Source organism: Streptomyces sp. NPDC048424 (assembly GCF_040651555.1).
GTDB lineage: Bacteria > Actinomycetota > Actinomycetes > Streptomycetales > Streptomycetaceae > Streptomyces.
In genome coordinates this window covers 120,140-133,172 of record NZ_JBEZKE010000015.1, presented here as the reverse complement: position 1 = coordinate 133,172, position 13,033 = coordinate 120,140, and the positions used below count along the sequence as shown (strand labels likewise).

Annotated in this window: 16 protein-coding genes and 1 tRNA gene; 14 read left to right on the top strand and 3 right to left on the bottom strand. The window is 71.2% G+C overall.

The window, feature by feature from the left end:
• Positions 1-11: 11 nt before the first annotated feature.
• Entirely contained in the window at positions 12-1,622 is a 1,611-nt protein-coding gene (locus AB0D29_RS22370; RefSeq protein WP_362856512.1) for a helicase HerA-like domain-containing protein, read from the bottom strand.
• Positions 1,623-1,710: 88 nt separating this feature from the next.
• Here AB0D29_RS22370 and AB0D29_RS22365 point away from each other — a divergent pair, with 88 nt between their 5' ends.
• Both AB0D29_RS22365 and AB0D29_RS22360 read left to right on the top strand, forming a co-directional pair.
• On the top strand, positions 1,711-2,007 hold the full coding sequence (locus tag AB0D29_RS22365; RefSeq protein ID WP_030010424.1) for a type II toxin-antitoxin system VapB family antitoxin: 297 nt from the start codon (positions 1,711-1,713) through the stop codon (positions 2,005-2,007).
• 93 nt (positions 2,008-2,100) lie between these two features.
• A complete protein-coding gene (locus AB0D29_RS22360; RefSeq protein ID WP_362856510.1) occupies positions 2,101-2,781 on the top strand; it encodes a LytR C-terminal domain-containing protein in 681 nt (226 codons plus the stop codon).
• Positions 2,782-2,872: 91 nt separating this feature from the next.
• Here AB0D29_RS22360 and upp read toward each other — a convergent pair whose 3' ends face one another.
• On the bottom strand, positions 2,873-3,508 hold the full coding sequence (gene upp, locus AB0D29_RS22355; RefSeq protein ID WP_030010426.1) for a uracil phosphoribosyltransferase: 636 nt from the start codon (positions 3,506-3,508) through the stop codon (positions 2,873-2,875).
• 163 nt (positions 3,509-3,671) lie between these two features.
• Here upp and AB0D29_RS22350 point away from each other — a divergent pair, with 163 nt between their 5' ends.
• The 10 genes from AB0D29_RS22350 to AB0D29_RS22305 all read left to right on the top strand — a co-directional run bounded on the left by AB0D29_RS22350 (position 3,672) and on the right by AB0D29_RS22305 (position 10,470).
• Positions 3,672-4,613, top strand: coding sequence for a universal stress protein (locus tag AB0D29_RS22350; protein WP_362856508.1), 942 nt, complete (start codon positions 3,672-3,674; stop codon positions 4,611-4,613).
• A gap of 84 nt (positions 4,614-4,697) precedes the next feature.
• The gene (locus AB0D29_RS22345; RefSeq protein ID WP_030027564.1) at positions 4,698-4,877 is read left to right on the top strand and encodes a hypothetical protein; all 180 of its coding nucleotides are present in this window, start codon (positions 4,698-4,700) and stop codon (positions 4,875-4,877) included.
• A 339-nt stretch (positions 4,878-5,216) separates the two neighbouring features.
• Positions 5,217-5,765, top strand: a complete 549-nt coding sequence (locus tag AB0D29_RS22340; protein ID WP_362856506.1) for a hypothetical protein — start codon at positions 5,217-5,219, stop codon at positions 5,763-5,765.
• 59 nt (positions 5,766-5,824) lie between these two features.
• Positions 5,825-6,253 (top strand): tRNA adenosine(34) deaminase TadA, encoded by a 429-nt coding sequence (gene tadA, locus AB0D29_RS22335; protein ID WP_362856590.1) that lies wholly within the window; start codon positions 5,825-5,827, stop codon positions 6,251-6,253.
• Between the two features lie 59 nt (positions 6,254-6,312).
• A tRNA-Ser gene (locus tag AB0D29_RS22330) sits at positions 6,313-6,399 on the top strand.
• Between the two features lie 108 nt (positions 6,400-6,507).
• Positions 6,508-6,798, top strand: coding sequence for a hypothetical protein (locus tag AB0D29_RS22325; RefSeq protein WP_362856505.1), 291 nt, complete (start codon positions 6,508-6,510; stop codon positions 6,796-6,798).
• 357 nt (positions 6,799-7,155) lie between these two features.
• Positions 7,156-7,317 (top strand): hypothetical protein, encoded by a 162-nt coding sequence (locus tag AB0D29_RS22320; protein ID WP_199808029.1) that lies wholly within the window; start codon positions 7,156-7,158, stop codon positions 7,315-7,317.
• A 419-nt stretch (positions 7,318-7,736) separates the two neighbouring features.
• Positions 7,737-8,558, top strand: coding sequence for an RNA polymerase sigma factor SigF (locus AB0D29_RS22315; RefSeq protein WP_362856588.1), 822 nt, complete (start codon positions 7,737-7,739; stop codon positions 8,556-8,558).
• A gap of 230 nt (positions 8,559-8,788) precedes the next feature.
• Positions 8,789-9,631, top strand: coding sequence for an RNA polymerase sigma factor SigF (locus AB0D29_RS22310; RefSeq protein WP_362856503.1), 843 nt, complete (start codon positions 8,789-8,791; stop codon positions 9,629-9,631).
• 50 nt (positions 9,632-9,681) lie between these two features.
• Complete coding sequence (locus AB0D29_RS22305; RefSeq protein ID WP_362856502.1) at positions 9,682-10,470, top strand: hypothetical protein; 789 nt, start codon at positions 9,682-9,684, stop codon at positions 10,468-10,470.
• A 40-nt stretch (positions 10,471-10,510) separates the two neighbouring features.
• On the opposite strand, the gene AB0D29_RS22300 is transcribed toward AB0D29_RS22305, so the two are convergent.
• Positions 10,511-10,753, bottom strand: coding sequence for a hypothetical protein (locus AB0D29_RS22300; protein WP_362856500.1), 243 nt, complete (start codon positions 10,751-10,753; stop codon positions 10,511-10,513).
• Positions 10,754-10,875: 122 nt separating this feature from the next.
• Here AB0D29_RS22300 and AB0D29_RS22295 point away from each other — a divergent pair, with 122 nt between their 5' ends.
• Together AB0D29_RS22295 and AB0D29_RS22290 are read left to right on the top strand one after the other, a co-directional pair.
• Positions 10,876-11,334, top strand: coding sequence for a MarR family transcriptional regulator (locus tag AB0D29_RS22295; protein ID WP_362856587.1), 459 nt, complete (start codon positions 10,876-10,878; stop codon positions 11,332-11,334).
• Positions 11,335-11,426: 92 nt separating this feature from the next.
• Complete coding sequence (locus tag AB0D29_RS22290; RefSeq protein WP_362856585.1) at positions 11,427-13,004, top strand: MDR family MFS transporter; 1,578 nt, start codon at positions 11,427-11,429, stop codon at positions 13,002-13,004.
• Positions 13,005-13,033 lie beyond the last annotated feature (29 nt).

Below are 13,033 nucleotides of genomic sequence, written 5' to 3'. Positions count from 1 at the left end.
GCCCAGGGGTGTCACCGCCGTTTGCGGGCCGTCCCGAAGATGGAACGCGAGATCTCCCGGCCCAGCTGGGTCCCGATCGACCGCGCCAGCGAGCGGAACAACCCGCTCCCCACCACCTGTTCGGCCAGTGAGGGATCCGGCTTCGGAGCGCCGCGCGCGACCTTCGCCGCCTCCTTCTCCGCCTCCTTGGCCTGCTTCTCCGCCTCGGCGGCGGCCGCGGCGGCCTCCGCCTGCGCCTCGGCCGCGGCCTGCTCGGCGCTGATCTTCTCGTACGCCGACTCGCGGTCGACCGGCTCCGCGTAGCGCGACCAGAGCAGCGAGGACTTCACCGCCCGGTCCAGGGCGGCGGGTTCGATCGGCCCCATCAGCGACTGCGGGGCGCGCAGCCGGGTCGCCGCGACCGGGGTCGGGGCGCCCTTCTCGCTGAGCACGGTGATGACCGCCTCGCCGGTCCCCAGCCCGGTGAGCAGCTCCTCCAGGTCGTACGCGGAGTTCGGGAAGGTCTTCACGGTCGCCTTCAGCGCCTTGGCGTCGTCGGGGGTGAAGGCCCGCAGTGCGTGCTGCACCCGGTTGCCGAGCTGGGCGAGCACGTCCGCCGGTACGTCCTTGGGGGTCTGCGTCACGAAGAAGACGCCGACGCCCTTGGAACGGATGAGGCGCACGGTCTGGGTGATGGAGGTGAGGAAGGCCTTCGAGGCCCCGCTGAACAGCAGGTGCGCCTCGTCGAAGAAGAAGACGAGCTTGGGCTGCTCCAGGTCGCCGACCTCCGGCAGGTCGTTGTAGAGGTCGGCCAGCAGCCACATCAGGAAGGTGGAGAAGAGCTGGGGCTTTTCCTGGACCGCCGGGAGTTCCAGTACGGAGACCAGCCCGCGGCCGTCCGGGGCCGTGCGCAGGAATTCGCTCGTGTCGAACTCCGGCTCCCCGAAGAACTCCGCGGCGCCCTGCTGCTCGAAGGCGGTCAGCGCCCGCAGGATGACCCCGGCCGTCACCGTGGACAGTCCGCCGATGCCCTTGAGTTCGGGTTTCCCCTGGTCGGAGACGAGGAAGGCGACGACCGCGCGCAGGTCCTTGAGGTCGATCAGCTCCAGGCCCTTGGTGTCGGCGTAGTGGAAGATCAGGCCGAGGGACTGCTCCTGCGTCTGGTTGAGCTGGAGCACCTTGGACATCAGGACCGGGCCGAAGCTGGTGACGGTGGAGCGGACCGGGATCCCGGGGCCGATCCCGCCGAGGGAGTAGAACTCGCTCGGGTAGGCGGTCGGCTCCCACTTCTGGGCCACCTCCCGGGCCCGTTCGTCGATCCTCGGGTCGGCCGTGCCGGGCACCGAGATCCCCGAGACGTCCCCTTTGACGTCCGCGAGGAAGACGGGCACGCCGTTGGCCGACAGCTGCTCGGCGATGAGCTGGAGCGTCTTGGTCTTGCCGGTGCCGGTGGCGCCGGCGACCAGCCCGTGGCGGTTGAGCATCGACAGCGGGATGCGGATCTGACGGTCGGGCAGGCAGCCGCCGTCCCAGAGCAGGGCCCCGAGATCGAGCGCGGGTCCGGTGAAGGCGTACCCGGCGGCGATCTTGTCGGCCGGGCCCGTCTGGTCCGCCGGGACGGCGGGGTCGGTGCTCTCGCTCATGGATCACTCCCGAAATAGCGCTGTTCGCCACTTTTGCACCACCGCTTCGAGGCTGCGCCCGCAGGCGCGGGCCCGGTAGGCTTTCCGTGTGATCTTCAAGCGCATCGGAAGCGGGCGGCCGTACCCCGACCACGGCAGGGAAACCACCCGGCAGTGGGCGGACGTCGCGCCGCGCCCGGTCCGGCTCGACCAGCTCGTGACGACCAAGGGACAGCTGGACCTCGAAACGCTGCTCGCCGAGGACTCCACCTTCTACGGCGACCTGTTCGCCCATGTCGTGAAGTGGCGGGGCGACCTCTACCTGGAGGACGGGCTGCACCGCGCCGTGCGCGCCGCCCTGCAGCAGCGCCAGGTCCTGCACGCCCGCGTCCTCGAGATGGACTGACGTGTTCGCGTAGATTGCGCCTTTCGGGTCACCATTGACCTATCAGCAGATCATTTAGTAGGCATCGCCACCGGGCCGCACTACGCTGCGCCCATGAGCATGCTCACTCCCCCCGGCATGGGCGGAAAGTACCGCGTCACGGGAGCCGCCTACCCCCGTATGAGCCGCAAGCGGAGCCGTCCTCGGATCGTCCTCGCCATCCTCGGCTCGGTCCTCGCACTTGCCCTGGTCGGCTACGGGGCACTGCAGCTCATCGACGTGTTCCGCGGCGACAGCCCCAAGCGGAATACGGCTGCGGGTGCCAAGGACTGCCCGACGACGCCCCCCAAGGACGCTGCCAAGGGCGGCCCCGGCGCCGCCCCGGCCGCCTCCCCCGCCTCGGCCGCCGCGAAACCCGCGGTCGTGCTCCCGCCGCCCGGCGAGATCACGGTCAACGTCTACAACGCGACCCCGCGCGCGGGCCTGGCCAAGGCGGTCGGCGACGAACTGGCCAAACGCGGCTTCGTCATCGGCCACGTCGGCAACGCCCCGGCCGACTTCGACAAGAAGGTCCCCGGCACCGGGATACTGCTGGGCTCCCCCACGACGGACAAGGCCGCCTTCTCCGTCCTGGGCACCCAGCTCGCCGGCACCACCCAGCAGACCGACACCCGCGAGGGCGCGGACATCGACCTGATCCTGGGCGACGCCTTCAAGGAGCTCAGTACGAAGGAGGACGCGGACAAGGCGCTGGCCGTCCTGGCCAACCCCGCGCCCGCGCCCGCCAAATGCTGAACGCCTGAACCGCGTACCGGCGCACCGGCGCACCGGCCTGCCGCTCCACCGCTCCGCCTCCGGCGCGCGGTGACGGCAGGCCGCCGGACCGCTATTCGGCCGAGCCGTACATGCGGTCGCCCGCGTCGCCCAGCCCCGGCACGATGTAGCCGTGCTCGTTGAGCCGCTCGTCCACCGCGGCGGTCACCACGGTCACCGGCGTGCCCGCCAGCTCGCGCTCCATGATCTCGACGCCCTCGGGCGCCGCCAGCAGCACCACGGCGGTGACGTCGTCGGCGCCGCGCTTGATCAGCTCCTGGATCGCCGCGACGAGCGTGCCGCCCGTGGCGAGCATCGGGTCGACGACGTAGACCTGGCGTCCGGAGAGGTCCTCCGGCATGCGCGTCGCGTACGTGGAGGCCTCCAGGGTCTCCTCGTTGCGGACCATGCCCAGGAAGCCCACCTCGGCGGTCGGCAGCAGGCGCACCATGCCGTCGAGCATGCCGAGGCCGGCCCGCAGGATCGGCACGACCAGCGGACGCGGGTGGGACAGCTTCACGCCGGTGGTCGGGGCGACCGGCGTCTCGATGTCGGCCTGCTCGGTGCGCACGTCGCGGGTGGCCTCGTACGCGAGCAGGGTGACCAGCTCGTCGGCGAGCCGCCGGAAGGTGGCGGAGTCGGTGCGCTTGTCGCGCAGGGTGGTGAGTTTGTGCGCCACCAAGGGGTGATCGACGACCTGCAAACGCACAACATCCTCCAAAACTGAGCCTGCGACCAGCAAAAACGGCCGCACGACGCGACCTGCACCCAAAAGGCTACGCGGTGACGCGGCCCCTTCGCGTCCGAAGCGGCGGCCACGCCCACAGCAGCCTGCGGATGCGACCCGCGCGGACGCCCAGCACGCTGGACGGATGAGCAACGCACCGGTGATCGCAGCCGTCGACGGGTCCGAACACAGCCTCAAGGCCCTGGAGTGGGCGAGGGCCGCAGCCGTCCGGCACGGTACGGAGCTGATGATCGCCCATGTTCTGCCCGACCACGCCCAGTTGTATGCGGGCCGCCGGGCGGCCCTGCACGACGCCTCGCAGCCGAAGGAGTTCGCCGACCCCGTGAAGGACTGGGTACGGGCCCTGCTCGGCGGCGGCTCCGAGCTGCCCGAGGGGGTCCGGTACGAGGCCCTGGAGGGCTCCGTGCCCGAGGCCCTGCGGGTGATCGGTGCGGGGGCCCTGATGCTGGTGATGGGCTCCCGGGGGCGCGGCGGCTTCGCCAGCCTGCTGCTCGGCTCCAGCAGCCGGGCGGTGGCGTCGACGGCCCCGTGCCCGGTGGTGGTGGTCCCGCACGCCGAGCGCAACGCCGGGGCGGCCGCCTCCGAGGAGTCCGCCGGGCGCGTGGTGCTCGGGCTGCACGCCGCCGAGACGCCCGACGACGTCCTGTCCTTCGCCTTCGCGGAGGCGGCCGTGCGGGGGACCACCGTCCAGGTGGTCTCCGCGTACGCCGTCCCGCCCGCACCGACCCTGATGATCGACAAGCCCTTCGAGGTGATCCCGCCGGAGGGCCTCGCCGACGAGGGGGACGGCGTACCGGCCGAGCGGGAGATGCTGCGCTCCCAGACGGCGCGGCTGGCGCCCCTGCGCACGCGCTACCCGGACGTCCCCGTCGAGCAGGCCGCGGTCCCCGGCGACCCGGCGGGCCGACTGGTCGACGCCTCCCGGTCGGCGGCCCTGGTGGTGGTCGGCCGCCACCACCCGCGGCGCACCGCCATGTCCCTGCAGATCGGCTCGGTGGCCCATGCGGTACTGCACCACGCGCACGGCCCGGTGGCGATCGTGCCGACCCTCAAGGACGACGTCTGACCTGCACAGGGGTGGCATCAAACGCCCCGTCCGGGGGAAGGTGGGTGCAGGGGGAAACGACCGACCAGCCCAGGGTGGTGGCCGATGCCCGACACGCAGCCGAGCGATGATGCGCCGGAGACCGCGGCCCAGCGCCGAGCCCGCCGCGCGCAGTTCCTGCGCGACCTCATGGAGGCCCGCGCCCTGCGCGACCGCGTCCAGCCCCGCCGCGCCCGCGCAGCCCGCATGCGCCAACAGATGCGCATGCGCACCTTCCGCTGGTAGCCACCACTCCGGCCCACTCCAGCCCCGCCGGCGTTTGAGGCGCGGGGTCCGGGGCGGAGCCCCGGGAGCGGACCCGCACCGGTGCGACACGAGCGACCCGCAGGCCAACCGACACGGCCCTGCCAAACCCCATCCAACCCGGCCCCCACAACCCCGCAAGCCCCCGGCAGGGACACGGCACGGCACGACGCAAGCGCCGAAGACCTCTCGCAAAGCCGCTGTTTCTGCCACGATGCCGATTGGGCGGGGCACGAACGGCGAGCACGCGGCCGTCGCGGCCCCAACCTCCGGCCGGGGGGACCTCCAACCGGCACGCCTAAGACCAGTGGGAGAGTCACGGTGTATTTCGCCGCACTGCTCGCGCGCACCGAAGACGGGTGGGAAGCGAGCGACATGGAACTCGACAACGTCGAGTCCCTCAGTGATCTGATCGATCTCGCCCGTTCCGCCGCTGTCGACGACGACACGGTGGTCGCCCTCATCGAGCAGGAGGACGCCTGGTTCGGCGTCGTCCGCGTGGACGGCGAGGAGGACCCGCGGTACTTCGTATCGAACGCCTCCGTGGCCGCCCGCAGCTCCTACGGCTCGATGCTGACCAAAGAGCTGCTGGGCAGCGACGAGGAGGACGACGAACTCGACGAGCTGGACCTGGACGGCACCGAAGACGGCGAGGAGGATGCCATCGCCGCCTACACGGACGAGGACGCCGACGAGGAAGGGGCGGGCGGGACCGGAGCGGAGCCGGTACCGTCCGGACCGCTCGGCGACCCCCTGCTGCTGGACGACCTCGGGGTGACCAACAAACAACTGATGACCCTGGACGGGGACGCCCTCTCGGAGATCGCCGAGTCCCTCGGCGCCACCGAGGTCCTGGAGGCCGTCCGCTAGTGATCCGCACGCACGACACGCACACCACCGATCCCGTACGGGACCCGTGGCGGGACTCCATGCGCCTGGCGCTCCAGGAGGCCGCCCGGGCGGTGCCGGCCGGCGATGTGCCGGTCGGCGCCGTCGTGCTGGGCCCGGACGGGGAACTCCTCGCCACCGGGCACAACGAACGCGAGGCGACCGGCGACCCCACGGCGCACGCCGAGGTCGTGGCGCTGCGCCGGGCGGCCGCCGCGCGCGGCGAATGGCGGCTTCCGGGGTGCACCCTCGTGGTGACCCTGGAGCCGTGCGTGATGTGCGCGGGCGCGCTCGTGCAGTCACGCGTCGCCCGCGTCGTCTACGGCGCGGACGACGAGAAGGCGGGCGCGGCCGGGTCCCTGTGGGACCTCGTACGGGACCGCCGGCTCAACCACCGCCCCGAGGTGGTCCGCGGCGTGCTCGCCGAAGAGTGCGCCCGGCAGCTGACGGACTTCTTCCGTGAGCTGTGACGGCGGGCCCGCGGATACGGATTTCGGCGCACGGGCCACCTTGGGCTAAGCTCTCTCTCGGTAGCGTGTCCGAGCGGCCGAAGGAGCACGCCTCGAAAGCGTGTGATGGTGCAAGCTATCCGTGGGTTCAAATCCCACCGCTACCGCTCTGAACGAGAGCCCCGCCCCGCAAGGGTCGGGGCTCTCGGCGTTCGTGGCGCTCCCGTCCGGCGGACAGCCGCGTGACCGCCCGCCCCTTCGGCCGTTGTCACGGCATGACCAAGACCCAGCGCATCCTCGCCGCCATCGCCCTCGCGGGGGCCGCCGCGGGCCTCGCCGCACCCGCCGCCTCGGCCGCCCCGATCGCCCCCCTCGCCCTCCCGGACCTGCCGACGGCCGCGCCCGGGATGCCGGCGGGGGCCCAGCCCACGTCCGTCTCGGAGATCGGGTCGAAGCTCAGCGAGGGCGCGAACCAGCTCAACGCGCTCATGGAGGTGCCGAACCAGCTGTACCCCGTGATCGCCCCCGTGGAGCCCGTGCTGGGCCTGGCCGGCGGCCTCCAGTAGTCCCGTACGACGCGAAGAAGGCCCCGACCGGGGGTCGGGGCCTTCGACGTGTGGGACGGGGGAAGTGGCATCGGGGGGACAAGCCACTTCCCCCGACGAGGACGGACCTGCCAGTCCGGGCCGCAGTCAGGGGGAAGCTCGCGGCTCGGACCCCGCAGTGAGGCCCTGTCCCTCGCCCACCGATTTCCTGCCAGAACCGGTGGGCTCACACCCATCCTGCGCCCGCCGCAACCCCCGACCCAGCGGCAAAGGACCCGGAGCGCCGGGTCATTGGTCCTTAAAGGACACGTCAGTGTCCAATCTTGACCGGTTAGACTCACCCGACTTGCAAGGACCGGTTGGGGAGGCCGCCCGCTCGTGGACACCAGGAAACTCATCACGGGTGCCCTCACCGTGTTCGTCCTCTTCGTGATCATCACCCAGCCGAAGAGAGCGGCCGAGATGGTGGAAATAGGCTTCCAGGGGATATCGGATGCCGCATCCGGCATCGGCGAGTTCATGACCGAACTGGTGCGCTGACCCCGTACGCTGAAGCGGTTCCCGGAATTCCGGCCCCCCACTCCGACGGGTGGGGGGTTTTTTGCATACCCATGACTGAACATATTGCCCTGATATGCCCAACTTGCCCTCAACACGGCGTTATACGGTGCTTGCACACAGTGCACATCTCTTGTGATGCTATGACCGCTTTTGACGGATGAGTTGACTGAAGGGGTGGCGTGACCGTGCCGGCCAGTACTGCGCCTCAGGTGCCACCCCAACAGGACCCCCAGGTGCCGACCCAGCAAGAGCCCCGCCAGGAATCCGGCCAGGGGCCCGGTCGGGAGTCCCGTCCGGGGTCCGGGCAGGGGTCCGGGCAGGGGTCCGGTCAAGGATCCGGTCAGGAAGCCCGCCCGGAAGCCCTGCTCGAAGCCCCTCGGGAGTCCCGCCCGGAGCCCCTGCTGGAGCCCCACCCTGAGCCGCCCGAGGAGCCCCCGGCCGCACCGAGACCCCCGAGCCGGGGCGCGGACACCCGGGCCCTCACCCAGGTCCTCTTCGGCCAGCTGAAGGGCCTGGAGCCGGGCACCAGCGAGCACACCCGGGTGCGCGGGGCCCTCATCGAGGCCAACCTCCCGCTCGTCCGGTACGCGGCAGCCCGCTTCCGCAGCCGCAACGAGCCGATGGAGGACGTGGTCCAGGTCGGCACCATCGGCCTGATCAACGCCATCGACCGCTTCGACCCGGACCGCGGCGTGCAGTTCCCGACCTTCGCGATGCCGACCGTCGTGGGCGAGATCAAACGGTACTTCCGCGACAACGTCCGCACCGTCCACGTACCGCGCCGCCTCCACGAGCTGTGGGTCCAGGTCAACGCCGCCACCGAGGACCTCACCACGCTCCACGGGCGCACCCCGACCACCTCGGAGATCGCCGAACGCCTGCGCATCACCGAGGACGAGGTGCTGTCCTGCATCGAGGCCGGGCGCAGCTACCACGCGACCTCGCTGGAGGCCGCCCAGGAGGGCGACGGCATGCCCGGGCTGCTGGACCGGCTCGGCTACGAGGACCCGGAGCTGGCCGGGGTCGAGCACCGCGACCTCGTCCGCCACCTCCTCGTACAACTGCCCGAGCGCGAACAGCGGATCCTGCTCCTGCGGTACTACAACAACCTGACGCAGTCACAGATCAGCGCCGAGCTCGGGGTCTCCCAGATGCACGTCTCACGGCTGCTCGCCCGGAGCTTCGCCCGACTGAGATCCGCAAACAGGATCGAGGCGTAACCGTAACGAGTGGAGATCATCCGCACGTTTCCCGACAGATCGGGCCGATCGACTTCCGAGCGCTCCTGTCGCTGGAGATATATGTCGACTTGGCGCTACAGCGTGTTGCCGACATGTGACATTCTGCTTGAACCGCGTTTGCCGCAGCCCCGCCTCCGGTATTCAGGTGGAGGCTGCGTTCCTCCGACGGGCGCGCCGTACGCGACCGTCCGCGACCTCAAGGGGGTGGCATGTCCGTAGACCAGGGCAGCTCCAAGGTGCTCACACTCGTCAAGAGCGTGACGCCGCCGGCAGCGTCCGACCGCTCGGAAGCCATCGACACCCGCACCCTCTCCCGCTCCCTCTTCCAGCGACTCGCCGCCCTGGACGCGGACAGCCCCGACCGGGCGTACGTACGCGACACCCTGATCGAGCTGAACCTGCCCCTTGTGCGGTACGCCGCGGCCCGCTTCCGCAGCCGCAACGAGCCGATGGAAGACATCGTCCAGGTCGGCACCATCGGCCTGATCAAGGCGATCGACCGGTTCGACTGCGAACGCGGCGTGGAGTTCCCGACGTTCGCGATGCCGACCGTCGTGGGCGAGATCAAACGATTCTTTAGGGACACCTCCTGGTCCGTCCGCGTCCCGCGGCGGCTCCAGGAGCTGCGCCTGGCGCTGACCAAGGCCAGCGACGAGCTCGCCCAGAAGCTGGACCGCTCGCCGACCGTGCCGGAGCTCGCCGCCGTGCTCGGGGTCTCGGAGGAGGACGTGGTCGACGGTCTCGCCGTCGGCAACGCCTACACCGCCTCCTCGCTCGACTCGCCCTCCCCGGAGGACGAGGGCGGCGAGGGCTCGCTCGCGGACCGCCTCGGTTACGAGGACACCGCGCTCGAAGGCGTCGAGTACCGCGAGTCCCTGAAGCCGCTGCTCGCCAAACTCCCGCCCCGGGAACGGCAGATCATCATGCTGCGCTTCTTCGCGAACATGACGCAGTCGCAGATCGGCGAGGAGGTCGGCATCTCCCAGATGCACGTCTCCCGGCTGCTCACCCGCACCCTCGCACAGCTGCGCGCAGGCCTCATCGGAGAGTGACCGGGCGCCGCCCGCTTCCCAATTGACGATCCGTCAGGAAAACTGGCGCGATGCGAAAGGGATCGCGAGCGGCCACCGCCCTCCTCGCCCTGTGCTGCACGGCCGTCGCTGGCCTCACCGGCTGCGGCGGCCCGGCGCGGGACGGCTACGTCGCCGTGGGCGCCGCGGCCCCGGGCCCCGAACGGGGCGCGGGGGACAACGTGGCGCCGCGGGGAGACGTGGAGTTCCAGCAGCTCGGCGGCCCGTCCGAGGCGGGCGGATCCGCCGCGTCCTCCGGTACGTCGTCCGGCATGCCCTCCGGCACGTCGGACCGGACTCCGGGATCCGGGCTCCCGGGCGGCTCCACCCCGGGCGGAGCCGCGACCACCGCCTCCGGCGGCCCCGCGGGCACTCCCGGCGCCCCGGCCGGCCCCGGGCGGACCCCACCGGCGGCGGGCACGCCGAACGCTCCGGGCACCCCGTCGACCCCGCCCACGAGCCCGGGCGGCCCGTCCACCAAGCCCGGCAGCACGCCCCCGGCCCCGCCCGCGACCCCGGCGAAGCTGACGCTGTCCACGCCGACCAGGTCGGCCGCGGCCGACCGCTGGTGCGAGCGGGTCACGGTGACCTTCACGAACACCGGCACGACGGCGGCCCGTGCGGGCACGGTCAGCTTCGCGACGCACATCATCGGCGCGCTCGGCATCGACTGGGCCACGATCACCACGACCCAGCCGCTGCCGGCGCCCCTCGCGGGCGGAGCGTCGAAGACGCAGACCTACACGGTGTGCGTGGAGGCCTGGCGGGTGCCGCTGGGCATGCACGTGGACACCCGGAACGTCACCGCCACCTGGAACTGAGGCCGGCGGACCCGGCTCCCGCCGGAGGCCGCCGGAGCCGTCAGTGCAGGACCACCCAGGCAGCCGCGCCGAGGATGAGGACGAGCCCGATGATCAGGGCCACCTTCGCGGTCGAGCCCGAGGACCCGGACCGCTCCTGCTCCGCGGCGCGGCGCTGCTGGCGGGAGCCCGGTGCCGCCTGGCGGGCCGGGGCGGCCTCCTCGACGAACGCCCGGAACATCTGCGTGCTGCCCGCGGGGTCGTAGTTGCCCTCGGGGACCTGTGAGTTGTGGTTCTCAGCCATGGAGCAGGACCCTAGCCGGTTTTCCGATTCTTTTACCGCCCCACCCCCCAGATTCGTTTGCCTGTAGCAACCATTCGCTTCTATGGTTGCCTGAAGCAACAAGATGGGGGGACCCGGTGACGATGACCGCGCGGACGACTGCGACCGCCCCGACCACTTCGGTCACTCCGCTCACTCCGCACGGTGAGCTGGCCCGCCAGCTCACCGGGATCGGTGCGGTCAAGCGCGAGCTCGCCCGCAGCCTGCCCCCGGACTGTCCGCCCGGCGCAGCCGCCGTCCTCACCGTGCTCGACCGGCACGGGGAGATGCGGCTGAGCCGGCTGGCCGAGTTCATGGCGGTGGACATCTCGGTGACCAGCCGGCACGTCACGCACGTCGCCGACCGCGGCTGGATCGAGCGCGAGACCGACCCCGGCGACGGACGCTGCCGGATCCTGCGGCTCACGCCGACCGGCCGGGCGCTGCTCGCCGAGCTCGGCGCCCGTCACACGGCCGCGCTGGAAAGAGCCCTGCACGGCTGGTCCGCCCAGGACATCGACGTACTCAACACCCTGCTGGCCCGACTCCGATCGAGCTTCTAGACGTAAGGAAAGACATGGCCCAGTCGGAGACGACGACCGACAACACACCCAAGGCCACGGCCGCGGGGGCATCCGCTTCCGCGGCCGTGACCATGACCCACCCGCAGATCATGAAGGCGCTGTCCGGGCTGATGCTCGGCATGTTCGTGGCGATCCTGTCCTCCACGATCGTCTCCAACGCCCTGCCCCAGATCATCAGCGACCTCGGCGGCACCCAGTCCTCGTACACCTGGGTGGTCACGGCGGCCCTGCTGTCGATGACGGCGGCCACCCCGCTGTGGGGCAAGCTGTCCGACCTCTTCAGCAAGAAGCTGCTGGTCCAGATCTCCCTCGTGATCTACGTCCTCGGCTCCGTGGTCGCGGGCCTGTCCCAGAACACCGGCACGCTCATCGCCTGCCGCGTGGTCCAGGGCATAGGCGTCGGCGGTCTGTCGGCCCTCGCCCAGATCGTCATGGCCGCGATGATCTCCCCGCGCGAGCGCGGCCGGTACAGCGGCTACCTCGGCGCGGTCTTCGCCGTCGCCACCGTCGGCGGCCCGCTGCTGGGCGGTGTCATCACCGACACCGAGTGGCTGGGCTGGCGCTGGTGCTTCTACGTCGGCGTGCCCTTCGCGATCATCGCCCTGATCGTGCTCCAGCGGACCCTGCACCTCCCGGTCGTCCGCCGTGACGTCAAGGTCGACTGGCTGGGCGCCTTCCTGATCAGCGGGGCCGTCTCGCTGCTGCTGATCTGGGTCACGCAGGCCGGCGACTCCTACGAGTGGATCTCCTGGCAGACCTGGACCATGACGGGCGGCGCGGTGCTGCTCGGCCTGCTCTTCGTCCTCGTCGAGTCCCGCGCGAGCGACCCGATCATCCCGCTGCGGCTCTTCCGCAACAAGACGATCACCCTGGCGTCGGCGGCCTCCCTGTTCGTGGGCATCGCGATGTTCTCGGGGACCGTGTTTTTCAGCCAGTTCTTCCAGTTGGCCCGCGGTGAGTCCCCCACGATGTCCGGAATCCTCACGATTCCGATGATCGCCGGCCTCTTCGTCTCCTCCACCCTTTCCGGTCAGGTGATCACCAAGACCGGCAAGTGGAAGGCCTGGCTCGTCTCCGGCGGCGTGCTGCTGACCGTCGGTCTGGGCCTGCTGGGCACCCTGCGGTACGACACCCCGTACTGGCACATCGCGATCTACATGGCGCTGACCGGCCTCGGTCTCGGCATGATGATGCAGAACCTGGTCCTCGCCACCCAGAACCAGGTGGCCCCCGAGGACCTGGGCGCGGCCAGCTCGGTCGTCACCTTCTTCCGCTCGCTCGGCGGCGCCATGGGCGTCTCCGCGCTCGGCGCGGTCATGGCCAACCGGGTCACGCACTACGTCCAGGACGGTCTGGCCGCACTCGGGCCGAAGGCCGCGGCCGCGGGCCGGGGCGGCACCGCCGGGGGCGGGATCCCCGACCTCGACAAGCTGCCCGCGCCCATCCGCGAGGTCATCGAGTCCGCGTACGGGCACGGCGTCGGCGACGTCTTCCTCTACGCCGCCCCGTTCGCGCTCCTCGGCCTGGTGCTGGTGGTGTTCATCAAGGAGGTCGCGCTGAAGTCGAAGCCGGCGGCCCACTCCCCGTCGGCGGCTTCGTCCGAGCCGGCGGCCGTCGCCGAGACCACCGGGACCGCCGTCAAGGCCTGAGCGGTGTCAGGGCCCTGGCTGTGTCAGGG